The following is a 26,540-nucleotide window of genomic DNA, read 5'->3' as shown; positions in this document are numbered from 1 at the left end:
TAATCTAAAGAAGGTTTTAGCTATATGACACTTGCTTTTGGTTTAGATTTTATAGATCTGAATAGATTAGAAGGCTTAAAAAAATTAGATGAAATTTTTCTAAGTTTTCTGCGTAGCCATAGTTATTCTCTTTATGAAATTATTTTATCATTAAGGGCTAATCCTGATCAAGTTGATCAAAAATATTACTCGGATTTTTTATTAGAAATTTCGCCTGTTTTTGATGATTTTCTAGCTAAGTTATTTGGTATTGAACAAGAAATAGCCAATCTGAGATTTAGTCATAAAGAATTTGATGTAATTTATGAATGTAAGAGAAAGTTCATCCAGCGTGTTGCGGTAAGAAAATATCCTCCTGAAAAACTAAAAGAGATTGATTTTGATAGTGTATCAATTTTTTTAGAAAAACTTTTAGGAGAGGAGTTTACCCAAGACAAGTTTGCTCGTCAAGTAATAAAATGGCAATTAGATGATGAAAAATATGCTTTTGAGTTAGATATAGCAGCAAAATATGCTGCCTTTATGGTTTATAATATATCTCTTGCAGGAGTAGAGTTTCAAAGGAGATTTAATGAATCTGAAAGTATATTATTTTCTTTACCAAATAAAACAGATAAAGATAATTTAATAGATCTTAATAAGGTAGCTAAATATAAAAAACATGTAAGAGTAGGGTTTGATTGTTTAAATCCTATATCTAATCTAGATACAGTCTTAAATGCTACTCACTATTGTATCTACTGTCATAAACAGGGAAAAGACTCGTGTTCTAAAGGGTTATACTCGAATGATTCTGCGAATATACTACCGACTACGCCGTCAAAGTCGGGCTGTCCGCTGAAGCAGAAAATCTCTGAGATGAATTATGTAAAGTCCAAGGGATTTAATTTAGCTGCTCTTGCTATTATTGTCATTGATAATCCAATGGTGGCTGCTACCGGTCATAGGATTTGTAATGATTGTTCTAATGCTTGCATTTATCAAAAGCAAGAACCTGTAGATATTCCTCTTGTTGAATCTAATATTTTGGAAACTACTTTGCTTCTACCTTACGGGGTGGAAATATATTTATTACTTACCAATTGGAATCCACTTAACATTTTTTCTCTGATGCCAAAGCCTTCAACTAATTACAAAGTTTTAGTAGTGGGTCAAGGACCAGCTGGGTTTAGTTTAAGCCATTATTTATTACGAGACGGACATACTGTAGTAGCTATAGATGGCTTAAAAATCACCCCATTACCTTTTGATATTAACAAGCCTATTAAATACTGGTCTGATTATAAAAAAAACTTATCAGAAAAAATACCTGAAGGTTTTGGAGGAGTAGCCGAGTATGGTATTACTGCAAGGTGGGATAAAAATAATTTAACTATATTACGTCTGATACTGGAGAGAAACAGTTATTTTAAGCTTTTTGGTGGTGTAAGTTTAGATAGTAATATAACTATGGAGCAGGTATTTCATTTAGGATTTGACCATGTTGCTTTGTGTGTTGGAGCTGGTAAGCCCAAAATTGCTCAAATGAAAAATTTTCTTGCAAAAGGTGTGAAAACAGCCTCCGACTTTCTAATGACATTACAATCAGGAGGAGCTTTTTTAGAACAATCTAACACTAATTTGCTTATTAGGATGCCTATTATTATCATTGGCGGAGGACTGACCTCTATTGATGCAGCAACTGAAAGTTTAAATTATTATAAGTTACAAGTAGAAAAATTTCTAAAAAAGTATGAATTGTCAGTTGAGGAGAATGGGAAAAATCATACAGAACAAAATTGGACAGATGAGGACAAATTAATAGCCAAAGAATTTATCTCGCATGCAAAATTATTTAGGCAAGTACAAGATACAGAAGCTGTAAAAAAAATCCTCGATGAACTAGGTGGAGTAACAATTTGTTATAGAGGAAAATTAAAGGATTCTCCTGCCTACAAGTTAAATCCTGAGGAAGTTATGTATGCTATGGCTGCAGGTGTAAATTTTGCTGAAGATATGATACCTTTAGGCATTGATGTTGATCAGTATACTTACGCTGAATCAATAGAATTTGATAATTTAGGTATAAGGAAAAAATTTAAGGTAAGGACTGTACTTATGGCAATAGGTACGCATAAAGATAATAGTTATTTGGAAAATCATTCGAGTATAACAGACTTCCTGCATAAGTCAAAAATAGTTGAGGAATTTTTAGGAGAAACGAAGCCGAGTACCGCAGCGTACACAGGCGTACGTGAGGAGTACAGACGAGTTTCGGCAACAAAATTACCAACTAGATTGACTTATGCAGGAAGTCTAACATATTTTGGTGATTGTAATCCTCAATACTCTGGAAGTGTGGTTAAAGCCTTAGCAAGTAGTAAAGAGGGGTACAAGTTTATTGGAAAAAAACTTATCAAAAATAAACCAAGTTTTTTTGGTAATAATCTAGATTTCTTCGTTAAACTAGATTATTTACTAGCTAGCCGTATCAAACGGATTAATACTCTATCTTATAAGATAGTAGAGCTGGTAATACATTCTCCTATCGCTGCTCAAAATTTTCAACCGGGGCAATTTTTCCGTTTACAAAATTATTCTAGTGATATTTCAAAAATTATCGAACCATTGGCTGTCACTGGAGCTTATGTTGATTCAGAAAAAGGGTTAATTCATTTGATAGTTTGGCAAAATGGTAAATCAAGTAAATTATGTAGATATTTATCGCAAAATGAATTAGTAGTACTAATGGGACCTAGTGGTAAGCCAACTGAGATATTAAAGGATAGTAATGTAGTGCTTGTTGGTGGAGGAGTTGGAAATGCAGTTTTATGCTCAATAGCTAAGGCTCTTAAAAATAATAATTGTAAAATTATATATTTTGCTGGTTATAAAAATTTACAAGATAGGTTCTATCAAGACAGAATAGAAGAAGCAGCCGATATAGTAGTTTGGTGTTGTGAAGAAGGTATTTTATCAAAAAATAGGGCGGAAGATATTAGTGTTAAGGGCGATTTGGTATATGCTATAATGGGGCATTGTTACCTTTGGAAAAATTTGAGCATAGATAGGATAATAGCTGCGGGTAGTACAGAAATGATGGAAGCTATAAAAGATATAAAAGATGATTTTTTTGGTAAAAAAACTCAACTAATAGTAAGCATTAACTCTCCTATGCAGTGTATGATGAAAGGTATTTGCGGACAATGTATTCAGGGAGTCACAGACGAAAGGAAATATATTTTTACTTGTGCTTGCCAAGATCAAGATGCAAAAATAGTTGACTTCACAGGGTGTAAAAGTCGTTTAGAACAAAATTCTCTCCAAGAGAAAAATTAAAATGACAAAAATATATAGATATATAGACTTACCAATTGCTCTAATATACTCAAATGATTTGAATATATTATTGGTATCAGATGGGGACTTTTTAACAGGTTTATATTTTGTAGGGCAAAAACATATGCCAATTTTAGATAGTAGTTATCATGAACAGCAAAATTGCAGTATATTCGATCAAACTTACCAAGAGCTAACAGAATACATAAATGGTACTAGAAAAGAATTTACCGTACCTTACCGTTTCATGGGGACTAATTTTCAGGAGAAAGTATGGTCTACCATCTCTGCCATCCCATATGCTAGAGTGATGAGTTACAAGGATATTGCAAATTTAATATTTGCTCCTAAATCTGTACGTGTAGTAGCAAACACTGTGGCACGCAACACTTTGTCAATTATAGTACCGTGTCATAGGGTTATAGGTACTGATGGTAGACTAACTGGTTACGCTGGAGGACTTGAACTCAAGAAAAAACTTTTAGAATTAGAAGAAAGCTATAAGGATATGATTATACTTTGACCTTTATCGATAAAAATGATAAAATAGACCTAGAAAGGTGTTAATAACCAGCTTGAACAAATATACAAAATAATTATTTTAGATAAGTGATAATAATATGAAAATTTCAGCAAATGCTATTAGGGCTGGTAACATTATAGTGTATAATAATGATTTATGGGTTGTGAGCAAAACACCTGAACATACCAAACCTGGTAAAGGTGGGGCTTATGTGCAAGTAGAGATGAAAAATTTAAAAACTGGTACAAAACTTAATGAGCGTTTTAATTCATCCGATTATGTTGAAAAAGCACAGCTTGAGAATAAGGATTTACAATTCCTATATTTTGAAGGTGATGACCTCGTGTTAATGGATAATGAGACATTTGAGCAAATTTTAATTAATAAGGCAATTCTTAGCGAAAGATTGCCATTTCTTGAGGATAATATGGTACTCAAGGTACAGTTTTATGAAGAAAAAGCTTTAAATGCTGAATTACCGCAAACCGTTATTGCTGAAATTATGCAAACTGATCCTGTAATTAAAGGCTCTACGGTAACATCTTCTTATAAACCAGCGATTTTAACCAATGGAGTAAAGGTAATGGTACCGCCTTATTTAGTTACTGGGGAGAAAATAGTTATAAAAATTGAAGATATAAGCTTTGTTGAGAGAGCAAAGTAATATATACTTAGGTAGAACTTTAAGAGTTAAGGTCATTGTCTCTGAAGATTAAAGCTGCCTAGTTACTCATGTACGCACAGCTAGCTCGACTTTGCTATTGCCTCTTGAAGTTATACTATCGTCTATCATCAACTTTTGAAGTCATATATAGCTTATGCAGCCTATAACTAACTTACTTATTACTGCATCATGTAAAGCTGTTAAGTTTTTGAAGAGAGATTTTTTAGAGCTGGAAATGCTTCAAAGATCTAATAAGGGAAACTATGATTTCTGCAATAAATCTTATATTAAAACACAAGATTTATTACGTAATGAGTTGCAAAAATATACAAGTTCTTTATTTTTTCCAGAGGATAAGTTTGAATTAGATAACACTTCTGAGATGGTTTTATTAATAAATCCGCTTGATAGTTTGAGTAATTTAGAAAAAAGTATACCATTTTTTGCTGTATCTATAACGTGTTTAAAAAAGATTAATAAAATTTTAACCACGGTTTGTACTGTGATAAATTTTCCAGCTCTTGATGAGATTTATTATGTTGAGAAGGGAAAAGGGGTATGGGTAGGAAATAATACCACTAATAATAGTGGTAGATTAAGGGTTTCTGCTTGTTCTAGTTTTGATAATTTTCTAATTTCTACTGACGATTTTAACATAAACCCAGTTTTTTTGAAAAATGCTAGGGTTTTTGGTTCTCATTGTTATGGAATTCTATTACTTGCAGCTGGTAAGATTGATGCTGTTTATTTTTCATCATTAAATTACACTTTAAAAGCTAGTTTTGATTTAATTGTCCGAGAATCAGGTGGAGCAATAATAAATAATGACAAAACGTTTGTTGCTACTAATTATGAACTTTCCGAGAAATTTAAACATCTATTATTTGAAAAAACGTCATTGAGTAGTTAATTTTTGTTGCCAAAAATTTTTACTTTTATTTTTTTGTTGTATCATATACAATTTTGTTAGGGATAAGTTTTTTAGCATAGTACCCTACATTTTTTATATAATCACTATTAAAATGGTTGCTGATCGTCTATTAGCGAGGAGTCGCGAAAAAGCGGCAACGTGGCAATCTAGGATACGCGAAGCGTTACTCTAAAAAAACAGCTCCGCTGTTTACTTTGGATCGCCACGGCATCTAAAGAGCCTTGCTATGATGATTATAGAAAAATGTAGGGTACTATGGTTTTTTAGGATTAAATCTTGAAATCCCTAATATTATTCTAATAATTTAATGTTATGTTATGAAAAAGTTTAGTGTTAATTGTGATTTTGGTGGACAAATGGCACCGTTTACTATATATGTAGGGCAACCTGAGCCGGGGCATCATCCCTTGCATTTTCAGGATGACTGGTTATCAAAGCAACGTGGTGGGAAAATACCAGCTGAGGTCATGGATGCGATAACTAAACTGCAAGAACTGGCTAATAAGAATAATGTTCTGCTGGAAGAATTGTGTGTGTATGCTCTTGGTTCTGCACAAGAAGAGGATGATAAATCTGAAAAAAGTGAAGAATCGGAAAGTGATAATGACGACCAAGATAGTAATAATGATGTTAACGGTGAGACTGCTAGTTAACCTGAGTTCGATGTATATTGCTATGATTTCAAAAGTTGGGTAGACGATAGTATAACTTCAAGAAGAGCTAGGCAGCAGCAAAGTCGAGCTGCTAGGTGTACATGAGTAACGGAGCAGCCATAGTACATTTTTATGTCACTACTGTTAAGAGTCCTTACGAGCGTCATTGCGAGGGGTCGCGAAAAAGCAGCGACGCGGTAATCCAGGATATGCAAAGCGTATTAGAAGAAACAGCTTCGCTGTTTATTTGGATCGCCACGGCATCCAAAGATGCCTCGCGATGATGATTATAGAGAAATGTAGAGTACTATGGCTTACATCAAACTGAGGTTAGCTATTTATCATAATTGGCACACAATAATAATTTTGATCAGGTGGTTGTGTCTATATCAGAAGATATTACATTAATAAAATTCAGTAATGTATCTAAACAATTTGGCAAAAAGTTACCCCTTAATAATATTAATTTTACCGTTAAAAAAGGTGAGGTTACGACTTTAATTGGTCCAAATGGTGCTGGGAAAACAACAATAGCTAGATTAATCTTGGGATTAGACAGTGCCTCATCTGGTAATATAACAATTCACCCCCATCTAAAAATTGGCTATGTACCGCAGAGGCTAGATTTTGCTTCAGACTTACCAATTACAGCTGAAAATTTTTTATATTTATTAGCCTCAAATGCTACTCGCAATGATTGGCAAGAATGGAATAATTTTATTAATTTTGATAATTATAAACATCATGATATTTCAGAACTTTCTGGTGGTCAATTTCAGAAGCTAATTCTAACTGCTACCTTACTCAACAATCCTGATCTAATTATTTTAGATGAACCAACTCAATCATTAGATGTTACTAGTCAGCAAGAATTTTATCGGATTATTAATCAAATAAAAAAACGTCTAAATATTACAATTTTTATGATATCACATGACTTATTTACTGTGATGAAAAACTCTGACCAAGTTATATGTTTGAATGGACATATATGTTGTAGTGGTAAGCCTAACGATTTAGCACAGAACCAAGACTTCCTAAACACCTTGTCATCAATTGGTTTTTATGTCCATCATCATGACCATAAACATTAGATATTTTTGGCAAACTCACTTGGGCATTGCCTGCAATGAAGGATTGGTAGAAATATACCTCATGACATATTATACCCACCATTAATTGACAACGTTTCCCCAGTAATAAAACCAGCTTGCTCATCTGCTAGATACTCTACGGCTCTAGCAATTTCTTCTGGTCTACCCAACCTTTTCATTGGCACAGCTGCTATTATTTGCTCTAGTACATTAGCTGGTATCTTTTCAACCATTGATGTTTTAATATACCCAGGAGCTATACAATTTACCGTTATATTTTTAGAAGCTGATTCCCTAGCTAACGCCTTAGTAAATCCTATAATTCCAGCTTTAGCAGCAGAATAATTAGTTTGCCCTATTTGTCCTGCCTGAGCATTAATTGAACTAATATTAATAATTCGTCCGTAATTTTGATTTCGCATTTGGTTAATTACTGCACGGCACATATTAAAGCATGAGCTAAGATTAACGTTAATCACTTCTTGCCACTCTTCTTCAGTCATTTTATGCATCATCGCATCCCTAGTAATACCAGCATTATTCACTAGGACACTTACTGGACGACCAAATTCATTTTCAAGTTCCTTTATTGACCTAAAACATTCAGCATAATTTGCTGTATTCCATTGCTTAGTTTTAATAGAATAATTTTCACTAAAATCTTTAGCAGCTTGGTAATCACTATAAAAATTTGCTACAATGGTAAAGCCTCTATCCCTTAATGCTATAGTAATAGCCTTGCCTATCCCCCTTGTTCCCCCTGTAACTACTGCTAACTTTGACATAATATCTATAACTCGTCTACAGCTTCAACAGATTCTACCTCGGGGATAAAATGTTTAAGCATTGATTCAATACCATTTTTTAAAGTAATAGCCGAACTAGGACAACCTTGGCAAGCTCCACGAAGTTCTAATTTTACCACTCCATTTTCAAATCCTCGATATATTATATCACCTCCATCCATGGCAACCGAAGGACGTACACGTGTTTCAATAATTTCTACAATCTGTTGTTCGATTTCAGACATCTCGTCAGAATTATTTATGGCAGATTGACCATTTTCCCCATCAAAAGCAGTAAAACCAGCAGTAAAATGATCCATAATAATCATCAAAATTTCAGGTTTTAAAACTAGCCAATCACTTTCTTCTTCTTTAGTAACGGTAATAAAATCACTACCAAAAAATACAGATTTTACGTTATTTATACTAAATAATTGAACTACTAACCTGCTTTTACCTTTTGCCTCATCAAGATTACTAAAATGAACCGGTCCATTAGGGCTAACAGGTATGTTAGGGAAAAATTTTATCGCATTAGGATTAGGAGTAATTTCAGTTTGAATAAACATATACTTTTTCCTCGATAAAAAGAATGATCTTGATAAAAATGAATGGTACCCGCGGCCAGACTTGAACTGGCAAGGGTTTGCACCCCACGGATTTTAAGTCCGTTATGTCTACCATTCCATCACGCGGGCAAGGTCAGGTTATTTTAGACTCTATGAAGATTGCACAGACTAATAAAAAAAACGTTAAAAAGCAAGTATTTTTACTATAAAACCTCATTTCTTCTTGATTTTCATCGAGTATATAGCTAAACCGGAAAGGTTTCAGCCAAAAAACCGTCATTGCGAGGAGGCGATGAAATCGCCGACGTAGCAATCTAGAATACGCGAAACGTTACTCTAAAAAAACAGCTTTGCTGTTTACCTAGATCGCCACGGCATCTAAAGAGCCTTGCTATGACGATTATAGAAAAATGTAGGGTACTATGCCTTTCGTTACAGAATATATCATATATTTATTCTTGACTAAGCTTTTCCAAACAAATTTTTTCAGTAATTTTTTGCAATTGTTCTACCCTGCCAATTAAATACAGCAACCGCTCCTTAGTAATCCTGTAGTGTTTGTCATATCTTGCTTTAACATAAGCATCTCGGAGTAAGTCAAAACATGCTTTTTGCTCTTCACTTTCATAGGGAAATATTTTGCAAAGATCATGATAGAAAATCCGTGCAATTTGGTTTAGTTCTAATAGATCATGCAATTTAGGTTTATAACCATCAAATACTAACAAAATAGCATTATAAAAACTCTCGGTAGCTTGATGAAGTAAAAAGGCTGATTCAGAGTAATTGTCATCTTCAAAAAAAGCTTTTATTCCAATGAATAGTCCTTTTCCTCTACCAAACCAACATTCATATTCTTCTTGAGCTATTGGTTTGCGTTCCGACCATGGCAAGTCCTTAGCTTCCGATAGCACAAATTCCCCAGTATCATATAGCAAAATTCCTTCATTTCTAATATCACGAAAAAAATACTTACCTTTCGCGAGTTGGTTATTTACAAAGTGAATAGGCTCAAGTATCAGTGTCACTGATGGTTCTTTCATAGATACTAATGGATCTTTGGTAATATCTATAGGGAATTTTCTATCTAATCTTTTATATATGTTATATTTTAAGTTAATAGCTTTATATCCAGCATATTTTCCTTTTTTTAAGATCAGTAACAGATCTATATCGCTCTGATAAACATAGGTAATATGATTCTCTGTGTACACGTCTTGTACCCAATCCCCTCTAGCATATGAGCCAAATAAAACTATCATTGCTATTTTTGATTTGCCAGCAGCTAAGATTTCTTGGACAATAATGTCTAATCTTTTTTTAATAACTAATGAACGTTCAGGTAATGTGGTTTGCATAAGATTACTTTTATTAATCCATCAGATTACTATAACATAAAATAATGCTACCACTAAGAAGGCAATCGTTATAATGCAAAATATTTTAAGTAATATAATTAACCCTGTGCGGAGCTTAATACAACTAATATAATCTTCAATTACCACACGCATACCAAGCATTGAATGATAGAAAGCGGTAATAAGCAGTATTCCTAAAGGGACAATATTGTAAGGTCTTTGTAAAGTACTAACAAAATGAGTAAAACCCTCTCTAGTAGCATATTTAATAAAAAATATTAGCCAAATAGAACAAATTGCTAAAATAATAGCTGTTATTCTTTGATGCAACCAGTGACTCGAACCACTTTTTGCTGAACCAACCCCTTTAGCTTTTGCCAACTCTGTCCTTAAATTATTATTCATATAGAGGCCTTAAGTTAAATTATTATTTCACCTTACGTATAACACCCATGGCAATTTAAAAGTCATAGGGAAAACAACCTAGCGTCATTGCGAGGAGTGCGTAAGCACGACGAAGCAATCCATTTCTAATTACTTTATGGATTGCTTCAACCACTACGTGGTTTCGCAATGACGTCTTGTACTTTTCTGCAATTTTTAAATGCTATACGTAAGGTGAATCACTAATAGACACTTAGAAATTTATAAACAATAGATATCTTTCGAAACTCGCTTGTGCTGAGGAATTTGAAGGAGTCATGGAACGCAAAACCGCAGCGTACTTAGGCGTACGTGAGGATTTGAGTACCGGAACGACGTACAAATTACCAGCAGAAGTAGAGTTTCGAAAGATATCTAATATTAACAACCTGTTCTGGTTAGCTATAACAACCAAAAAACTAACATCATCAATATCGAAGCTACTACCACAAACCAACCTGTGAAGTTAATAGCCCTTATTGAAAAGCAATGTCCACTATCCCAAATTAAGTGACGCACCCCATTACATAAATGATAAAACCATGCAAAACTTATGAATATTAGAGGAATTCTAAGTAAATTACATTTAAAGCACTGTAAATATTCAGGATCAAATTTACTAAAAGCTAATAAAATAAAGCACCACGACAATATTGATAGTCCAAAAAATAAGCCTATCCCCGTTATACGATGCAAAATAGACAAAACGGAGCTTATCTGCTTTTTATATATCGTCAAATGAGGAGAAGTAGGTCTACTATTATAAATTTCCTGCTTTGTTTTTGTCATAAGTTTCTGTCATAAATTATCTATAGGTGTAATCTATATCCTAAAACAAATTCAGGATGAAGCCCCTATAACTCTAATAGCAACAGTATAAACGCTAGTTAGAAAATACTCAAGTTTTCATATTGTATTGTATTGTATTGTATTGTACAATAACTATTATACAATAATGAAGTTAATTTTATGAGAACGATGAGTATTAGTTTAAACGAGACCTTATATGATAAATTAAAATATATGATTCCTTCTAAAAAAATTAGTAACTTTGTAAGCAATGCTATTGCTAAAGAATTAGAAAAAAAGGAACTGGAACTTACTTTGGCATATAAAGATGCAGAGCAAGATAATGAACGTCAAAATTTGCTAAAAGAGTGGGATGCAATAGATGACATTAGTAAAAAATAAAGAAATAATACGAGGCAATATTTATTGGGTAAATCTTGATCCAACAATTGGAACTGAAATTCAAAAAACAAGACCTGCAATAGTTATATCTAATAATATTCAGAATAAAATATCTAGTAGAGTAATAATTATCCCCATTACCTCAAATATTAATAATATTTTTCCTTTTGAAGTAAGAGTTACAGTTAACAACAAAACTGCAAAAGCGTTAACTGATCAAATTAGAACCATAGATAAATCTAGATTGGGAGAGTTTATAGAACAGTTGAATAAAACTGAGATTATTAATATTGAAAAAGCTATTAAAGTTACTTTAAGTTTGACTTAAGTAACCTAGGTTTGATATAACAAGTTATCAGTATCATCTCTGCTCGGGTTGATGACATAGGGACTATTACTCCTTATACTTCATCTCCATAGAGTAAGGCACAACCTTTGAAAATATTTTACCAATTATTGGTACTTTAGTGATAACGTTACTTGCAAAAAAGAAAGAAGGTATTACATTACCTTTAAGCTTCATTTGATGTTTATTAGTATCAATTGTACCTTGCATTGTAAAATCAAAAAATGGTCCGGTAGCTGATGTATCAGCAATATTTATGGTATTACCTATATAACTAAATCTACCTGTCATGTTTTTAAACATGATATCCTTATTATTTAATATAAAACTCATAAAACCTGGAAAAGAAACAACCGATACCATTCTAGTAAGAAAAGGCACATCGGTGGTAACAAAGCGCTTTATATCAAATGTTCCATCTACGATTGGTATCACTTCTCCCTTTCTAGCATCATATCTTTTTGTATCAAGTGTTAGATTTATAATACCAGATTTCATTTTATTATACATACCAATACCTCTAAATAAAGCTCCAGCATTATCACAGGTAACTATCCATTGTTCTAAATCTTTTTTATCTGTAAGTAGCATTTTAAAAGATTTAGTACCAATTTTTGAATTTAAAGAACCAGAAAAACATTTGATTTTATTACAATCAATTTGTAAATTAAGCTTATCAAGCATTATATTATTTTTTAACCTTACCCTATCTACATCAACTGTTAAATGAATATTTTTTGGATCTCCTTCTTTCTCTAAGAATTGCATCATATTAGATTCAGACAAATCTAGTTGTCTTCCCTGAATTTCAGCATTCAAGCTATCTTTACCTAAAAGCAATTTCCCTACTAGATCAGTCGTATTATACTTCATTACAGGTAAAGTAACATCATACTTATCTTCTGCTACTTTAACCTTACCAACTATTTTTAAGTTATTTTCTCCCGAAAGATTAAAATCAATATCACCATTTAGGTTATCATGTAACTTGCCAGTTAAAGTAAAGTTAGCTTCACTACCAAGTTTTTTATGTATAGATATTTTATCAATATAAAATTCTAAGTTTCTGAGGTTAGTATTGGCTTTAATTAAGCTTTTCCCATCTTTTTGTTCTTTATATTCAAAATCTAGAACAGTACTACCTGAGATTAATTTTAATATACCAACCTTTTGGTTATTACCCATAATGGTAGTTTTTACTTTTAATAGATTCTGATAATCATCTTGGTTATTATCAGTAACATTAACATCGATAAGTAAATTACTGTCATAGCCATTAATTTTACCTATACCGATCAAATTTACCTTATCGCCATTAAATTTTCCAGTTATTTTGGCATTTTTAAATATAATATTGTCACTAAATGCTTTTCCATTTACTCCCGTTATTATTGTAGAAATGTCATAAGTATTTTTGATAACAGGGCTAATTGGTATTATTATGCCAATTTTTGAGTTAGCGATTCCAGTAATCTTTTTAAGATCGATCCCTTGTTTTTTTATCTTGTTATAATCCTCATTTGATATGAAATCAATTAAATCGTTAACTCTCCCCTTAGCATCAGCATTAACAATAAAATTTGATTTATCCATCCCTTGCCAATCAAAAGTTATTACCCCACCTGAAATAAGACTATTACTACTATATGCTTGATTTAATATGAACTTAACAGATAGCCCAGATATAGTAACATCAGTATCAATTTTTCGTAAAGGGGGATAGTCTTTATCATATTGATATTCAAGATCTACAACATGCAGCTTAGCCTTCAATGCAGTTTCTAAGGAAATATTCTTTTCTAAAGAATTTTTATCAAAATTAAAATCAAATTCTCCATTTCTAATATAACCACATTTCATATATTCCTGTAGAAATAAAATTACTTGATTATCAGGAATAATTTTCTCAGCAATTTGATAAATCATTATAGGAATATTCTGAGCATTACCACTTGCTTGAATTATGCTACCATCCAATACACTATTGAATAATAGATATGCTTTATCACCAAACTCTAGTTTACAATTGATTGATTTCTTAGAAGCTCTAGAAATTTTACTGTTATAGGAACAAAATCCTTCACCATCAGGTAATTTCTTGCCATAACTATCAAGCAAAGAGACATTTTTTATAGGCCCCAAGTTTAACTGTGTTTCAATCTTATTTTTAAAAAAATCCACAATGGAACTAGCAGATATTTTAGCATTTATTACTAGTTGATTATCTTTAGAGATTAAGAAAAAACTATCTATGTCAATAGTACTATGAATTAAAGGCTTGGTTGTTATATCATCAATAATAAAACTGATTTTGAAGTTAGTAATTTCACCTTGGGCGTTATTTGCTAAATCCATAAAGATTTTATCGATTGATAGAATATTATTTCTTACTTGTAAGTTACCTATCCGTATTTTCATAGCTTTTTTATCAAGGATAAATTCTATTACCTTCTTAATTGGCTTATCTAAATATCCTTTACTACTACTTAATATTAATAAAGTTAAAATTACTACAACTGTACAAACTATTATGCTTAGGCTAATAAAAAATCTTTTAATGAGCATCATCTTGTTATTTAGTACTTGATCAGTTAATATATACTTTGCAACAATATAGCACAACAAACTTGTTGCACTAAGTATATACTGAAAAAAATTTGAAAATTATTTATGAATATTAGACTTCATTTTATAGGTACTGGTTACGTTGGATTAGTATCTGGCGTAATGATGAGTTACTTAGGACACGACGTTACTTGCTTAGATACCGATATTTCTAAAATCGATCAGCTTAAAAAAAATATTTTACCAATTTATGAACCAAAATTAGCTCAGTACCTACCGCCATTAGTAAAGTCTAGTAAGTTGAAGTTTACAGCCAACTACTCGGCTGAATTAAGAAATGCCCAAGCGGTATTTATTACAGTAGGAACACCACCACTACCTTCAGGGGAGGCAGATTTACAACATATTTTTACTGCTATCGATAATTTATGTGAATGGATCAACGATGATTGTTTGATTGTTATTAAATCAACTGTACCTCCAACAACATGTAACCAAATTATTGATTATTTAAAAAAAAGGAATCTTAAATTTCCTATTGCCTCAAATCCTGAATTTCTTAGAGAAGGTACTGCTGTAGATGACTTTTTAAACCCTGATAGAATATTAATTGGCACAAATAATAAACACGCAGAAGATTTATTAAAAAAGATCTACCTGCCTTTGACTACAAAGAATATATCTCTTATATGTACTGATTTGGTTACGGCAGAACTTACCAAATATGCCTCAAACGCTTTCTTAGCAACAAAGATTGCTTTTATTAATGAAATGGCAAATTTATGTGAGAGGACTGGGGCAAATATCAAAGAACTATCGATTGCTATGGGACTCGACAAGAGAATAGGTAAAGAATGTTTAAATGCTGGTCCTGGATTTGGTGGCTCATGTTTTCCTAAGGATCTCTTAGCACTTTCACAAATAGCGGAGCATTATCAATGTAACTTACAAATAGTTAATTCTGTTATAAGTAGTAATGATCAGAGAGCCTATGATATGGCGGATAGGATTGATCATATCATAAATGATAATTTGACTAATAAAAATATTACCGTATTGGGTCTTACTTTTAAGGCTGGTACAGATGATATTAGAAGCAGCCCTTCTATTAAAATCATCAAAATTCTAGTTGATAAAGGAGCTAATATTATAGCCTTCGATCCAATAGGTATGGATAATGCTAAAAAAGAGCTAAAAAATATATTTTTTGCCGATTCAGCACTTAGTGCTTGTCAAAATAGTGATATAATTTTAGTGGCAACTGAATGGTTGGAGTTTAAAGATTTAGATTGGTCGCTTATTCGCCATCAAGTTAAATCTCCTATAATTATTGATTTCAGGCATATTCTTGACGGAGATATGCTAAAATCTCTTGGGTTTAAATATTATCTTATTGGTACGCAATATGAAGTTTGATTTTATTCACTTAAGAGTACAAAGCTCATATTCATTTCTTGAGAGTGCCTTAACAATTGATCGTATAGTAGAGCTGGCACAATTACACAAAATGCCAGCGATTTGTTTAGCAGATAAGGGTAACTTATTTGGCTCACTAGAGTTTGCTCTAGCTAGCTGCAGGGCAGGAGTACAACCTATAAATGGGGCAATTGTAAACGTTGCTTTTACTAAAGATAATTTTGGTGAAATGGTGCTGATTGCTAAAGATGAGGTAGGTTACAAAAATTTACTAAAAGCAGTTAGTGCTAGTTTCACTGAAAATGATCGCAAAATTTGTAATCATATTACTTTTGATGATTTAGTTAAATACCAGGAAGGGCTTATTATCTTATCCGCTTATACTGATGGGATAATTGGTAAAAGCCTGATTGATGGAAACGAAGAATTAGCCATTTTTTGGACCACTAAGCTACAAAGCATTTTTGGTGATCGTTTCTATTTTGAGATTATGCGGCATAATTTAGCAATAGAACAATCTATAGAAGCAAATTATATAAAAATAGCCGATGACCTTGGTATTCCACTAATTGCTACCAACAAAGTATTGTTTAGCGATGTTAACATGCATGATGCACATGATGCACATGATGTATTATTATGTATATCTGCTGGTGTTAGTAAAGAAGAGGAGAATCGTAAAAAGGTTAGTACTGGTTGTTATTTTAAATCACCAAAAGAAATGCTAGAACTTTTTAGTGATTTACCTGATGCTGTACAAAATACCGTACATTTAGCCCAAAGATGCCATTTTATGGCACATGCTAATCCACCAATGTTACCAAATTTCTCTAGTCTAGATATTAATGAAATAGATCTAATTAAGCAAAACTCCACAGCGGGATTACTATCAAGACTTGATACAAAATTTAAATGGGAAAATATTGCCATAGATAAACAGCAAGATATTAAACAACAATATCTAACTCGTCTTAATTACGAACTAGATATTATTTGTCGGATGGATTTTGCTGGCTATTTTCTTATAGTCTCTGACTTCATAAAATGGAGTAAAGAGCAAGGTATTATGGTAGGACCTGGTAGAGGCTCTGGGGCAGGTTCAATAGTTGCTTGGAGTCTTCTTATCACTGATCTCGATCCTATTAAATTTGGTCTACTATTTGAGCGTTTTTTAAACCCTGAACGTATATCAATGCCAGATTTTGATATTGATTTTTGTCAAGAACGGCGAGAAGAAGTTATTAATTATGTACGTTCTAAATACGGGGATAATAAAGTTGGTCAAATCATCACTTTTGGTAAGATGCAGGCAAAAGCTGTTATCAAAGATGTATCACGAGTTCTTGGCTTGCCTTATAAATATGCCGAATATCTAACTGAGCTTGTGCCATTTAATGCTGTTACTCCCGTTACATTAAATCAGGCTATAAAGGAAGTAAAGGAGTTGAACAACGCCGCCCATGGCAGCGGTCTATATAATTTAGATGGTCAAGAGGAGCTAATAAAACAAGTATTGGATACATCCTTAGTGCTTGAGGGACTTAACAGGCATGCTTCTACACATGCAGCGGGAATCGTTATAGCTGGCAAAGATTTAGTAGAAATATTACCAGTTTATAAAGACCTAAATTCGGATATGTTGGTAGTACAATATTCCATGAAATATGCTGAGATTGCTGGTTTAATTAAATTTGATTTTTTAGGTCTGCAAACTCTGACTGTTATTACTAAATGTCTAGAATTATTAAAACAACAAGGCGTAAATATTGATTTTAGTAATATGCTATTTGATGATCAAAAAACTTATGAACTGCTGTGTAGTGGCAGAGCTACCGGTGTTTTCCAGTTTGAAAGTAGTGGAATGCAGGATGCTTTAAGACGTCTTAAGCCTGACTCCATCCAAGATATAATAGCGTTAGGAGCATTATACCGCCCTGGTCCTATGGATAATATCCCAACTTATATTGCTTGTAAGCACGGTTTGCAGCTACCAGATTACTTGCATGAGATGCTTAAACCAATTTTAGAAGAGACTTATGGAGTTGTTATATATCAGGAACAGGTCTTAGAAATTGCCAAAGTAATTGCCGGCTATAGCTTAGGTGGAGCAGATTTACTTCGTAAAGCCATGGGCAAAAAAATAAAATCTGAAATGGCAGAGCAAGAAGAAACTTTTATTAAAGGTGCAATAGCTAACAATATTTCACGCCAGCAAGCAGAGTCTATTTTTACAACAGTGGCTAAATTTGCTAGCTATGGTTTTAATAAAGCACACGCCTCAGCTTATGGTGTAATATCTTATCAAACCGCCTATCTGAAAGCAAATTTCCCAGCCGAATTTTTGGTAGCTTGTTTAAATCTTGAATTAAATAATCATGATAAAATCAATCTATTCATGCAAGAAGCTAGAAATAACAATATTACTATTATTCCTCCTAATATCAATCTTTCCACTGGTTATTTTAGTACTACTCATGAAGAAGGAAAGACATTTATCATCTATGCCCTAGGTGCTATCAAAAGTGTCACAGCTACTTTTGGCAAAATATTAGCAGAAGAAAGAGTTAAAAATGGTAAGTTTAGAAATATTATAGATTTTATTGAGAGGCTATCGCTTAAATCTATTAATCGAAAATTATTAGAGAATCTTATTAAAGCCGGGTGTTTTGATACGTTACATTCTAATCGTAATCAGTTACTGTTAAGTATCGCTAAACTTTTAGCTTACGCCTCTTCCTATCATGCAGAAAAAGTTTCTGATCAATTTAGCCTGATTAAGGTAAATTCTGCAAGTCAACAAGTGTTAATTGAAGCAGAACCACTTGATAATAATACTGTCTCTTCTTATGAATTTGAAGTATTAGGACTATTCATTACGCTACATCCATTATCAAGATATCAAGATTTGCTAGCTAGGCTTAATATTGCAACATCACTTGACTTACAAAATGATAGTGGTGCTACTTCTAGTAGGCAGATAAGGATAGCTGGGGTAATACAAAAAAAAGATTCACGTATGTCATCTCGTGGAAGGTTTATAACCTTACAACTATCTGATCAGTTTGGTATTTTCGAATTAACTATTTATAGTGAAGAAATACTTAAAAATTTTGTTCACTTACTTGACATTCAATGTCTAGTTGTGGCAAACTGTGATTTGTTTAAGGATGCTGGAGGAACAAGGTTAATCGCTAAAAGCTTCACAACTATTGACGATATAATGAATGAAGAACGACTAGAGATAAAACTCTATCCACAAAATCATTATGAACTATGTCAAATCGTTGATTTGCTTAAAAACCGTATTAGCCCTGAACGTAGTAATACAAGAATAATTTTACTGCTTAAAGTGAGTATACAAGATGAATTTCAAGAGTTGGCTAGGTGTACAAGTGGTGAGCAGACTAGGCGTAGTCAAATCGTTGTTCCTACGCGAAGTTCCATCGTGCCACAACGCCAACACTTGAAAGGCAAAGGGTATATAAATAATAACTTTACTGCTCGAGTCCATTTACCAGAAATTTTATGTCTAGAAACTGAAGATTTTGAATTTTTAAATCGGTTTATGTTAGGTTCTAGTTAACCTGAATTCGATGTAACTTGTTACATCGAATTCAGTATTATATATAGAAACAATCAGGTTTGAAGCGGCTGCCCACCTGATTGTTAAAATATAATACTCCATTCAATATGTGATTTTAATAATTAAAATCACATATTGAATGATGAAAAAAGTTAAAAAATCGTCTATTAGCGAAGTGCTATTGTAAGGCTTAAATCGTCATTGCGAGAAGCCGCTGCAAGAAGCGGCAACGTGGCAATCTTGTGAAGTAGTACTCAAATCACCTAGAGGTCACCTAACAAAGGCAGATATTACTTCATGAGATCGCCACGTCGGCGATTTCATCGTCTCCCTTGCTAATAGGCGGTTCTTTGGCTAAAACCTTTCCAGTTTAGCTATAGCTTCGATTAATCCTTTAAATAAATTTAAATCTAAATCATTAGGGTTTAAATATTCAGGATGCCATTCTACTCCTATAACAAATTTGTGATTTATTGACTCAATTGCTTCAATTATTCCGTCCGGTGCTGTTGCTGCAACTTGGAGCTCCTTGCCTATTTTTCCTACTGCTTGATGATGGCTCGAGTTAACCATACAAGTTTGCTTATTTCCCGATAAGTTTGCAAGAATAGTGTTTGGTTCTATCGTTATAGAATGCGATAATGTATGTTTGGGAGCAGGCTGCTCGTGGTTAATAGTTGTAGTTACCCCTGCTTGTGACTTTATGTAATCAGGTATATGCTGGATAAGGTTGCCACCACATACTACATTTAACATCTGCATACCACGACATATTCCAAGGAATGGCATATTCTTTTCTAGAGCTTTTTGGATAAGTAGTAACTCAAAATTATCACGTTGCTCGTTGGTAGCTGTTCTATCACAAGTGAATTCTTGACCATAAAATTTAGGGTGAATATCCTCATCGCCACCGGGAATAATTAGCCCATCGATAATTGACAGCATCACTTCAATTGTATCATATTGATAGGGTAGCATTAAGGGGATTCCCCCAACTTTTATAACGCTATCTGCATAATTTTGTCTAATTGCATACCAAGGAAAAGGAGCATAGGCATACTTTTCAGAATTATTAGCCAAATCTAGAGTAATCCCTATTACTGGTTTTTTTTGTATCATATTAACCTTATCGCTTTACCATGCGAGTACCACAAATCATGTCATGTAGAAACTTTTTCTTATTAGTACATATCATGCAGATAATACTTATAATCCCCAATATTACAGTACTACTTATTAGTGCTAATATAATAAATCTAATCAACGATTTTAAAAAGCTTATTCGCGTACCATCCTCGTTTATGATCTTCATACCTAAAATATAGCAACCAAGAGTTGCTTGTATTGAAGATGACTCAAATATTGGATCATATAATATTGTTAATGATAGTATTATTGATGTCGAAATGAAAGAATCAGATAGTGTATCGGCTAGTGGAAGGTTACTTAGTAGTATCATAATAATACAAATTAGAAGAAAAATAATTAAGAAAATTCGATCCAAAACTACAGCAATAGATCTTCGCCAAAACCCACAATAGATATATTCATTCATAAAATTAGTTTCCTTTATGTGATGTTTCAAAAGTATGAAATGGTGGTGGAGATGATACTGACCATTCAAGGGTATCAGCCCCATCACCCCAAGGATTATTTGGGCATTTTTTGCCATATTTCATAGTATAAATAACAATAAATACAAAATAAAGAGCTGCAATAAAGGAAATAACTGCTCCGATAGATGATACCATATTCCAGCCAGCAAAGGCGTCCGGATAATCCGGTATTCTTCTTGGCATCCCAGCTAATCCTAGAAAATGCTGAGGAAAGAATGTCAAATTAACACCGATAAAGGTAACCCAAAAATGTATTTTGCCCATCATCTCAGGATATTGCCGCCCTGACATTTTACCAAACCAATAATAGAACCCAGCAAATGCGGTAAATAAAGCCCCAAGCGACATGGTGTAATGGAAATGTGCTACAACATAATATGTATCATGTAAAATTCTGTCGATTGCTGAATTTGATAATATTATGCCGGTAACTCCGCCAATAGTAAATAGCAAGATAAACCCTATGGAAAACAACATAGGCGTTTCAAAAGTAATTGATCCTCCCCACATTGTGGCAATCCAGCTAAAGATTTTGATACCAGTAGGTACAGCTATAATCATAGTACCAGCAGTAAAATATATTAATGCATTGTACGAAAGACCAACAGTAAACATATGGTGAGCCCAAACTATAAAGCCAACAAATCCTATAATTACCATAGCTACCACCATACCAAAATAACCGAATATCGGTTTACGGGAGAAAGTAGAGATGACCTGACTGACTATCCCAAACCCCGGTAATATTACGATATATACCTCTGGATGACCAAAGAACCAAAATAAATGCTGAAATAATACTGGATCTCCACCCCCTTCTGGTTTAAAGAAAGTAGTACCAAAATTTCGGTCAGTTAATAACATGGTTATTGCACCGCCTAGTACCGGGATTGCTAGTATCAGCAAGAAGGCAGTAACCAAAATTGACCAAACAAATAAGGGCATTTCAAATAACCCCATACCATCAGTTCTCATATTAAAGATAGTGACAATCATATTAATTGAACCAAGAATGGAGGAAAGCCCTGTAAGATGTAAGCTTAAAATAGCCATATCGACAGCAGCCCCAGGATGCCCTACTAGACTACTTAGAGGAGGATACAGTGTCCAGCCAGTACCAGCTCCTCCATCAACCAAACCTGACAGCATTAATAATATAAAAGCAGGGACAAGTAGCCAAAAACTTATATTATTTAGCCTAGGAAAAGCCATATCCGGGGCACCTATTAAAATTGGTACAAAGTAATTACCAAATCCACCAAATAAAGCTGGCATAATCATGAAAAATACCATAATTATCGCATGAGCAGTAATTAATACATTGTATAGCTGATAATTACCACCTAGTAGATGCCCACCGGGTACTGCTAGTTCTAACCTAAAAATAACAGAAAATAATCCACCAACAAGTCCAGCAAATATGGCGAATATAATATACATTATGCCAATATCTTTATGATTGGTGGAGAAAATCCATCTTTGTAACCCCTTAGGGGTTTCGTGATGATCAGATATTACTTCTGCAAGAGGTCTAATAGAGGCTTTATCTTTAAGTGTCATAATGGTTACTATTTACATTCTTTAAGTTGATCAATATCTGCACCTACTATGACTTCGATATTTCTAGTAATTTTATCATAATCCCAGTCCCACCATTTTATTTGTGCTAATTTGTCTACTATGTCTTCTGAGAATCTTTTTCTAATAATTCTACTAGGATTACCTACAGCTATAGAATAGGGTGGTACATCCTTGGTGACCACTGCATATGCTCCGATAATTGCTCCGTCTCCTATTGTTACTCCTGGCATAATGACTGAATTCGTACCAAACCACACATCATTACCAACTATTGTACTTCTAGCTTTGTTGCAAGTTGGAGTATAATTATTCCAACCTTCAAAAATAAAAAATGGATAAGTAGAAAAACCATCCATGAGATGGTTTACATCATCCATGATGAAGGTAGTTCCTTTGGCAATAGCACAAAACTTACCGATAATTAATTTACACTGATGACAACCTATAACATTATTACGTTCAAACTGTTCTGGATAGTGGCTATCATGATAGTAACTATAATCACCTACCATTATGTTAGGATTATGAATAAAATGTTTTAAAAATATAGTTTCTTTAACCTGTTTTGCGTAAAGATGGGGATAATGCTTGTTGAAATGTACCATAGTAACTCTTTTATTTAATTTATTTGAAGGCTAATTTTTTGTTAGTCTTCATATTCATAGAGAATTTTGACTTTGCCATAATCAACCAGTTTTGAAATTCTTCCTTGCTTACCACTTCAATGGCAATCGGCATAAAAGCATGGTTAATACCACAAAGCTCTGAACACTGACCATAATACACACCTTTTTTGCTAATTTTAGTCCAAGTTTCATTGATTCTTCCAGGAACGGCATCCATCTTTATGCCCAGTGCTGGTACTGCAAAACTATGTATGACGTCTCCTGCCGTAATTAGAAATTTTACTGTAGTATTTTCTGGTATGATAATACGGTTATCAACTTCTAATAATCTTTTTTGACCAGGTTTTAAGTTTTCATCAGTAATTAAATAACTATCAAATTCAATATTCTCATGATCAGGGTAGATATAGTGCCAATACCATTGATATCCTACAACTTTAACCGTCATGTCTATCTCAGGGATTTTTTCGGCAAACCGTAAAATACGGAACGATGGTACAGCAATAATAACCAAAATTATTATAGGAATTATCGTCCAAATAACTTCAATCAATATATTATGAGAGAATTTTGCTGGAATGGGATTGGCTTTGGCACTAAATCTAATACAAACATACATTAGTAAAACGAAAATAAAGACAACTATCCCTCCTGATATGAGTAGCAGGAAATTATGAAACCCTTGTAGCTCCTCCATAAGAGGGCTTGCTGGAGTTTGTAGCAACATTTGCCACGCCTGAGGTTCTGATGCTAAGCAATCGTGAGCAAATAAAAGATATAAAATTATAAATTTTTTCATAAATAATACTTAGTGGGCTTAACTCCATATGCTATAGTTAGACAATAATAAGATGATATGTAGTTTTATTAAAGTAAAAAATATGGGATGGTAAAAAAATTTGAAGAATTTATTATTAAATTATTGGAGATTCAATTATGAAAAGTGTGGTACGAGAGTTTAACAGACGAATAAGTATCAGCAAAGAATTGATGGAAGCCTCAGGAGGGGTTCTAGTATTAGGAGTTGTTACAGCAAAGGTGCAAGTAAGTTCATTAAACCAAAGCTTATGGGATTTGTTGCAAGATAGTGGCAAAAGTCAAAAAAAACATGCTCCTAAAACAATTAGTGAACTAATTCCTATTAAAGCTTTACGCGATGCTTACAAGAACTTAGGGGTAAAAGTTTCTAGTTACCCGGGCTCTAATGAAGCTTTATTAAAAAGAATTCTTTCAGATAAGGGATTATATCAAATTAATACGGTTGTAGACATAAATAATTATATTTCTATTACTTCATTACGGTCTGTAGGATCTTATGATTTATCTAAGTTATCAGGAGATATTGAATTTCGACCAGGAAAACTAGGGGAAACTTATATTGGTACTACAAAGAGGGCAATTAATCTTGAGCATTTACCCGTGTTATGTGATCAGGATGGACCATTTGGCAGCCCTACATCTGATTCAAGTAAGGCCTTAATTCAGGACTCAACAACTGATCTTATTACAATAATTTTTAGTTTTGATGGAAATCAGTTGTTACAAGAACAAATGCATGAAATGACAAGGTTATTAACACAATATGCTGGTGCTACTAATGTGCATACTTATTCGATCAAAGATGGGTTTCAAGAATTACTTCTATAATTTGAAGAATTTATTATTGACTTTAAGCAGCCTTTTGGTACGATTCGGCTACTATAGCTAACCTGATTAGCGTTGCTCCGTCATTGCGAAGAGGCGTTAGTTTAGCTATAATGAGTAGATTTTTTAAAATGATTTAAGATTACAATATGGCTGGTCATTCAAAATTTAAAAATATTCAACACCGAAAAGGTGCACAAGATAAGAAAAGAGCAAAAATTTTTACTAAGTTAGTTAGAGAAATTATTACTGCTGCTAAACTAGGGGCTGATATAAGCAATAATCCACGATTGCGAAGTAGTATAGCGGCAGCTCGTAGTCAAAATTTGCCAAAGGAGCGAATAGATAAGGCAATAAGTGCAGCAAGTGATTCGAGTAATAATGAAAATTATACAGAAATTAGATATGAAGGCTTTGCTCCTGGTGGGATTGCGATAATAATAGAGGCTTTAACTGATAATAAAAATCGTACGGCTGCGGAAATTAGAGCAGCTTTTAGCAAATTTGGTGGTAATTTAGGTGAAACTGGAAGTAGCAGTTATATGTTTGATCATCTTGGAGTAATACAATATCCGGCAAATTTAGCAACAACAGAAGCTATGTTTGACAGTAGCCTAGAGGCTGGGGCAAAAGATGTGATTTCTGAAGAAGATACATATTTAATCTACACGGATATTGAGAACTTTATGCAAGCTGTTGATTTTCTGACCAATAAATATGGACATCCTGAAGAATCTTACGTAGGTTGGGTGCCTAAAAATACCATAATTATAGAAGATAATGATAAAGCAGAGAAGCTATTAAAATTAGTGGATATTTTAGAAGAAAGTGATGATGTGCAAAAAGTTTTTGGTAATTATGAATTATCTGACGCAATTTATGAAACTATGAAAGATGCTTAATATGGATTGCCAAGTTATTGTTTTAGCTGCCGGTAATGGGAGAAGAATGGAATCTTCGTTACCAAAAGTAATGCACGAAGTTGGTGGTAGACCTATGCTTGATAGGGTGATAACAAATGCTAACAAAGTGACTAACGATATCATTTTAGTTCGTTCATTGCAATTAGAAGAATATACCTCTTCTTATAAGGAGGTTTGTAAATTTGCATTACAGCTAGAACCTCTTGGTACTGCTCATGCAGTATATACTGCTTTAGACTTAGTTGACGATAATAAAATTGTAGCAGTGCTGTACGGAGATAATCCTTTAATCACCGCAAATATTATTAATGATTTACTAGACCACCTAGTTTCTACCAATTCAGCCATTACAACGTTATGCTTTAGACGTGATAACCCGGGGCAATATGGACGAATAGTTACTGATGAACTAGGATATTTCTTAAAAATTGTGGAATTTAAAGAGGCAACGAGTGAAGAACAAGCTATAACAATTTGTAATTCTGGTATTATGGCTTTTGAAGCTGGTATATTAAAAAAATATCTACCTAGTATTTTTTTAGGTAAGGTTGATAGATCAAAAGAGTTGTATTTGACCGCCCTTGTAAAAATAGCTAAGGATAGCGGAGAAAAAGTATCATATTTGCTATCTTCAGACCACGACATAGTGCTTGGAGTAAATACTAAACAGGAGCTAGAAGAAGCTAATAAAACTATTGCTAAGTTAATGGGCAGGTAATACACACAAAATT

General features: G+C 33.2%; 24 protein-coding genes and 1 tRNA gene. 13 read left to right on the top strand and 12 right to left on the bottom strand.

The genetic code is table 11. The features are described from left to right. Nucleotides 1-24: 24 nt before the first annotated feature. The 6 genes from AAGD26_RS05855 (at nucleotide 25) to AAGD26_RS05830 (ending at nucleotide 7,183) form a co-directional block, all read left to right on the top strand. A complete protein-coding gene (locus AAGD26_RS05855) occupies nucleotides 25-3,318 on the top strand; it encodes an FAD-dependent oxidoreductase (RefSeq protein ID WP_341751474.1) in 3,294 nt (1,097 codons plus the stop codon). Nucleotide 3,319: 1 nt separating this feature from the next. Next, nucleotides 3,320-3,841: a methylated-DNA--[protein]-cysteine S-methyltransferase gene (locus AAGD26_RS05850; RefSeq protein ID WP_341751473.1), complete on the top strand. Its 522-nt coding sequence runs from the start codon at nucleotides 3,320-3,322 to the stop codon at nucleotides 3,839-3,841. 97 nt (nucleotides 3,842-3,938) lie between these two features. Further along, nucleotides 3,939-4,505, top strand: coding sequence for an elongation factor P (gene efp, locus AAGD26_RS05845; protein WP_341751472.1), 567 nt, complete (start codon nucleotides 3,939-3,941; stop codon nucleotides 4,503-4,505). 154 nt (nucleotides 4,506-4,659) lie between these two features. Next, entirely contained in the window at nucleotides 4,660-5,415 is a 756-nt protein-coding gene (locus AAGD26_RS05840; protein WP_341751471.1) for an inositol monophosphatase family protein, read from the top strand. A gap of 338 nt (nucleotides 5,416-5,753) precedes the next feature. After that, nucleotides 5,754-6,089, top strand: a complete 336-nt coding sequence (locus AAGD26_RS05835) for a DUF2610 domain-containing protein (RefSeq protein ID WP_341751470.1) — start codon at nucleotides 5,754-5,756, stop codon at nucleotides 6,087-6,089. A gap of 386 nt (nucleotides 6,090-6,475) precedes the next feature. Then, nucleotides 6,476-7,183 (top strand): metal ABC transporter ATP-binding protein, encoded by a 708-nt coding sequence (locus AAGD26_RS05830; protein WP_341752328.1) that lies wholly within the window; start codon nucleotides 6,476-6,478, stop codon nucleotides 7,181-7,183. A 59-nt stretch (nucleotides 7,184-7,242) separates the two neighbouring features. On the opposite strand, the gene AAGD26_RS05825 is transcribed toward AAGD26_RS05830, so the two are convergent. The 6 genes from AAGD26_RS05825 to sdhC form a co-directional block, all read right to left on the bottom strand. Next, a complete protein-coding gene (locus tag AAGD26_RS05825; protein WP_341751469.1) occupies nucleotides 7,243-7,968 on the bottom strand; it encodes an SDR family oxidoreductase in 726 nt (241 codons plus the stop codon). Between the two features lie 5 nt (nucleotides 7,969-7,973). Then, nucleotides 7,974-8,537 carry a NifU family protein gene (locus tag AAGD26_RS05820; protein WP_341751468.1) on the bottom strand — a complete coding sequence of 188 codons (564 nt, stop codon included), beginning with the start codon at nucleotides 8,535-8,537 and terminating at the stop codon, nucleotides 7,974-7,976. A 43-nt stretch (nucleotides 8,538-8,580) separates the two neighbouring features. Then, nucleotides 8,581-8,666: transfer RNA gene (locus AAGD26_RS05815), tRNA-Leu, on the bottom strand. A gap of 323 nt (nucleotides 8,667-8,989) precedes the next feature. Next, complete coding sequence (locus AAGD26_RS05810) at nucleotides 8,990-9,895, bottom strand: HEPN domain-containing protein (protein ID WP_341751467.1); 906 nt, start codon at nucleotides 9,893-9,895, stop codon at nucleotides 8,990-8,992. A gap of 21 nt (nucleotides 9,896-9,916) precedes the next feature. Beyond that, on the bottom strand, nucleotides 9,917-10,300 hold the full coding sequence (gene sdhD / locus AAGD26_RS05805; RefSeq protein ID WP_341751466.1) for a succinate dehydrogenase, hydrophobic membrane anchor protein: 384 nt from the start codon (nucleotides 10,298-10,300) through the stop codon (nucleotides 9,917-9,919). 420 nt (nucleotides 10,301-10,720) lie between these two features. Beyond that, nucleotides 10,721-11,107 (bottom strand): succinate dehydrogenase, cytochrome b556 subunit, encoded by a 387-nt coding sequence (gene sdhC, locus AAGD26_RS05795; RefSeq protein ID WP_341748050.1) that lies wholly within the window; start codon nucleotides 11,105-11,107, stop codon nucleotides 10,721-10,723. Between the two features lie 189 nt (nucleotides 11,108-11,296). Between sdhC and AAGD26_RS05790 the strand changes: the two genes are divergently transcribed. Continuing rightward, nucleotides 11,297-11,509 (top strand): hypothetical protein, encoded by a 213-nt coding sequence (locus tag AAGD26_RS05790; protein ID WP_341748051.1) that lies wholly within the window; start codon nucleotides 11,297-11,299, stop codon nucleotides 11,507-11,509. Next, nucleotides 11,490-11,837, top strand: coding sequence for a type II toxin-antitoxin system PemK/MazF family toxin (locus AAGD26_RS05785; protein WP_341748052.1), 348 nt, complete (start codon nucleotides 11,490-11,492; stop codon nucleotides 11,835-11,837). Before AAGD26_RS05790 ends, AAGD26_RS05785 begins: the two co-directional genes overlap by 20 nt. 66 nt (nucleotides 11,838-11,903) lie before the next feature. Here AAGD26_RS05785 and AAGD26_RS05780 read toward each other — a convergent pair whose 3' ends face one another. After that, nucleotides 11,904-14,423, bottom strand: coding sequence for a DUF3971 domain-containing protein (locus tag AAGD26_RS05780; protein WP_341751464.1), 2,520 nt, complete (start codon nucleotides 14,421-14,423; stop codon nucleotides 11,904-11,906). Nucleotides 14,424-14,531: 108 nt separating this feature from the next. Between AAGD26_RS05780 and AAGD26_RS05775 the strand changes: the two genes are divergently transcribed. Both AAGD26_RS05775 and dnaE read left to right on the top strand, forming a co-directional pair. Further along, nucleotides 14,532-15,836 (top strand): UDP-glucose dehydrogenase family protein, encoded by a 1,305-nt coding sequence (locus AAGD26_RS05775; RefSeq protein ID WP_410520643.1) that lies wholly within the window; start codon nucleotides 14,532-14,534, stop codon nucleotides 15,834-15,836. Further along, nucleotides 15,826-19,419 (top strand): DNA polymerase III subunit alpha, encoded by a 3,594-nt coding sequence (gene dnaE, locus AAGD26_RS05770; protein ID WP_410520612.1) that lies wholly within the window; start codon nucleotides 15,826-15,828, stop codon nucleotides 19,417-19,419. Before AAGD26_RS05775 ends, dnaE begins: the two co-directional genes overlap by 11 nt. Before the next feature lie 354 nt (nucleotides 19,420-19,773). Here dnaE and AAGD26_RS05765 read toward each other — a convergent pair whose 3' ends face one another. Genes AAGD26_RS05765 through coxB form a run of 5 tightly spaced genes read right to left on the bottom strand, consistent with a single transcriptional unit; the run spans nucleotide 19,774 to nucleotide 24,041 of the window. Further along, nucleotides 19,774-20,535, bottom strand: a complete 762-nt coding sequence (locus AAGD26_RS05765; RefSeq protein WP_341752327.1) for a gamma-glutamyl-gamma-aminobutyrate hydrolase family protein — start codon at nucleotides 20,533-20,535, stop codon at nucleotides 19,774-19,776. Nucleotides 20,536-20,545: 10 nt separating this feature from the next. Then, complete coding sequence (locus AAGD26_RS05760; RefSeq protein WP_341751462.1) at nucleotides 20,546-20,974, bottom strand: RDD family protein; 429 nt, start codon at nucleotides 20,972-20,974, stop codon at nucleotides 20,546-20,548. Nucleotides 20,975-20,978: 4 nt separating this feature from the next. Further along, nucleotides 20,979-22,595, bottom strand: coding sequence for a cytochrome c oxidase subunit I (gene ctaD / locus AAGD26_RS05755; RefSeq protein WP_341751461.1), 1,617 nt, complete (start codon nucleotides 22,593-22,595; stop codon nucleotides 20,979-20,981). Nucleotides 22,596-22,603: 8 nt separating this feature from the next. Next, the gene (locus AAGD26_RS05750; protein ID WP_341751460.1) at nucleotides 22,604-23,221 is read right to left on the bottom strand and encodes a CatB-related O-acetyltransferase; all 618 of its coding nucleotides are present in this window, start codon (nucleotides 23,219-23,221) and stop codon (nucleotides 22,604-22,606) included. Nucleotides 23,222-23,240: 19 nt separating this feature from the next. Next, on the bottom strand, nucleotides 23,241-24,041 hold the full coding sequence (gene coxB, locus AAGD26_RS05745) for a cytochrome c oxidase subunit II (RefSeq protein ID WP_341751459.1): 801 nt from the start codon (nucleotides 24,039-24,041) through the stop codon (nucleotides 23,241-23,243). Between the two features lie 137 nt (nucleotides 24,042-24,178). On the opposite strand from coxB, the gene AAGD26_RS05740 reads away from it, so the two are divergent. The 3 genes from AAGD26_RS05740 to AAGD26_RS05730 all read left to right on the top strand — a co-directional run bounded on the left by AAGD26_RS05740 (nucleotide 24,179) and on the right by AAGD26_RS05730 (nucleotide 26,527). Next, nucleotides 24,179-24,889 (top strand): B3/4 domain-containing protein, encoded by a 711-nt coding sequence (locus AAGD26_RS05740; protein WP_341751458.1) that lies wholly within the window; start codon nucleotides 24,179-24,181, stop codon nucleotides 24,887-24,889. A gap of 146 nt (nucleotides 24,890-25,035) precedes the next feature. After that, a complete protein-coding gene (locus tag AAGD26_RS05735) occupies nucleotides 25,036-25,788 on the top strand; it encodes a YebC/PmpR family DNA-binding transcriptional regulator (protein WP_341751457.1) in 753 nt (250 codons plus the stop codon). After that, nucleotides 25,781-26,527: a sugar phosphate nucleotidyltransferase gene (locus AAGD26_RS05730; protein WP_341751456.1), complete on the top strand. Its 747-nt coding sequence runs from the start codon at nucleotides 25,781-25,783 to the stop codon at nucleotides 26,525-26,527. The genes AAGD26_RS05735 and AAGD26_RS05730 overlap by 8 nt, the downstream gene beginning before the upstream one ends. The last annotated feature ends 13 nt before the right edge of the window (nucleotides 26,528-26,540 follow it).

Source organism: Candidatus Tisiphia endosymbiont of Piscicola geometra, from assembly GCF_964026415.1.
Lineage (GTDB): Bacteria > Pseudomonadota > Alphaproteobacteria > Rickettsiales > Rickettsiaceae > Tisiphia.
This window is presented reverse-complemented; position numbering and strand designations above follow the sequence as displayed.

Coding starts and splice junctions, on each gene's coding strand:
- AAGD26_RS05825 (WP_341751469.1), bottom strand. CDS start 7,968: ATGTCAAAGTTAGCAGTAGTTACAGGGGGAACAAGGGGGATAGGCAAG.
- AAGD26_RS05840 (WP_341751471.1), top strand. CDS start 4,660: ATGCAGCCTATAACTAACTTACTTATTACTGCATCATGTAAAGCTGTT.
- AAGD26_RS05855 (WP_341751474.1), top strand. CDS start 25: ATGACACTTGCTTTTGGTTTAGATTTTATAGATCTGAATAGATTAGAA.
- AAGD26_RS05740 (WP_341751458.1), top strand. CDS start 24,179: ATGAAAAGTGTGGTACGAGAGTTTAACAGACGAATAAGTATCAGCAAA.
- sdhC (WP_341748050.1), bottom strand. CDS start 11,107: ATGACAAAAACAAAGCAGGAAATTTATAATAGTAGACCTACTTCTCCT.
- AAGD26_RS05780 (WP_341751464.1), bottom strand. CDS start 14,423: ATGATGCTCATTAAAAGATTTTTTATTAGCCTAAGCATAATAGTTTGT.
- sdhD (WP_341751466.1), bottom strand. CDS start 10,300: ATGAATAATAATTTAAGGACAGAGTTGGCAAAAGCTAAAGGGGTTGGT.
- AAGD26_RS05820 (WP_341751468.1), bottom strand. CDS start 8,537: ATGTTTATTCAAACTGAAATTACTCCTAATCCTAATGCGATAAAATTT.
- AAGD26_RS05730 (WP_341751456.1), top strand. CDS start 25,781: ATGCTTAATATGGATTGCCAAGTTATTGTTTTAGCTGCCGGTAATGGG.
- AAGD26_RS05790 (WP_341748051.1), top strand. CDS start 11,297: ATGAGTATTAGTTTAAACGAGACCTTATATGATAAATTAAAATATATG.
- dnaE (WP_410520612.1), top strand. CDS start 15,826: ATGAAGTTTGATTTTATTCACTTAAGAGTACAAAGCTCATATTCATTT.
- AAGD26_RS05850 (WP_341751473.1), top strand. CDS start 3,320: ATGACAAAAATATATAGATATATAGACTTACCAATTGCTCTAATATAC.
- AAGD26_RS05785 (WP_341748052.1), top strand. CDS start 11,490: ATGACATTAGTAAAAAATAAAGAAATAATACGAGGCAATATTTATTGG.
- AAGD26_RS05750 (WP_341751460.1), bottom strand. CDS start 23,221: ATGGTACATTTCAACAAGCATTATCCCCATCTTTACGCAAAACAGGTT.
- coxB (WP_341751459.1), bottom strand. CDS start 24,041: ATGAAAAAATTTATAATTTTATATCTTTTATTTGCTCACGATTGCTTA.
- ctaD (WP_341751461.1), bottom strand. CDS start 22,595: ATGACACTTAAAGATAAAGCCTCTATTAGACCTCTTGCAGAAGTAATA.
- efp (WP_341751472.1), top strand. CDS start 3,939: ATGAAAATTTCAGCAAATGCTATTAGGGCTGGTAACATTATAGTGTAT.
- AAGD26_RS05835 (WP_341751470.1), top strand. CDS start 5,754: ATGAAAAAGTTTAGTGTTAATTGTGATTTTGGTGGACAAATGGCACCG.
- AAGD26_RS05760 (WP_341751462.1), bottom strand. CDS start 20,974: ATGAATGAATATATCTATTGTGGGTTTTGGCGAAGATCTATTGCTGTA.
- AAGD26_RS05810 (WP_341751467.1), bottom strand. CDS start 9,895: ATGCAAACCACATTACCTGAACGTTCATTAGTTATTAAAAAAAGATTA.
- AAGD26_RS05735 (WP_341751457.1), top strand. CDS start 25,036: ATGGCTGGTCATTCAAAATTTAAAAATATTCAACACCGAAAAGGTGCA.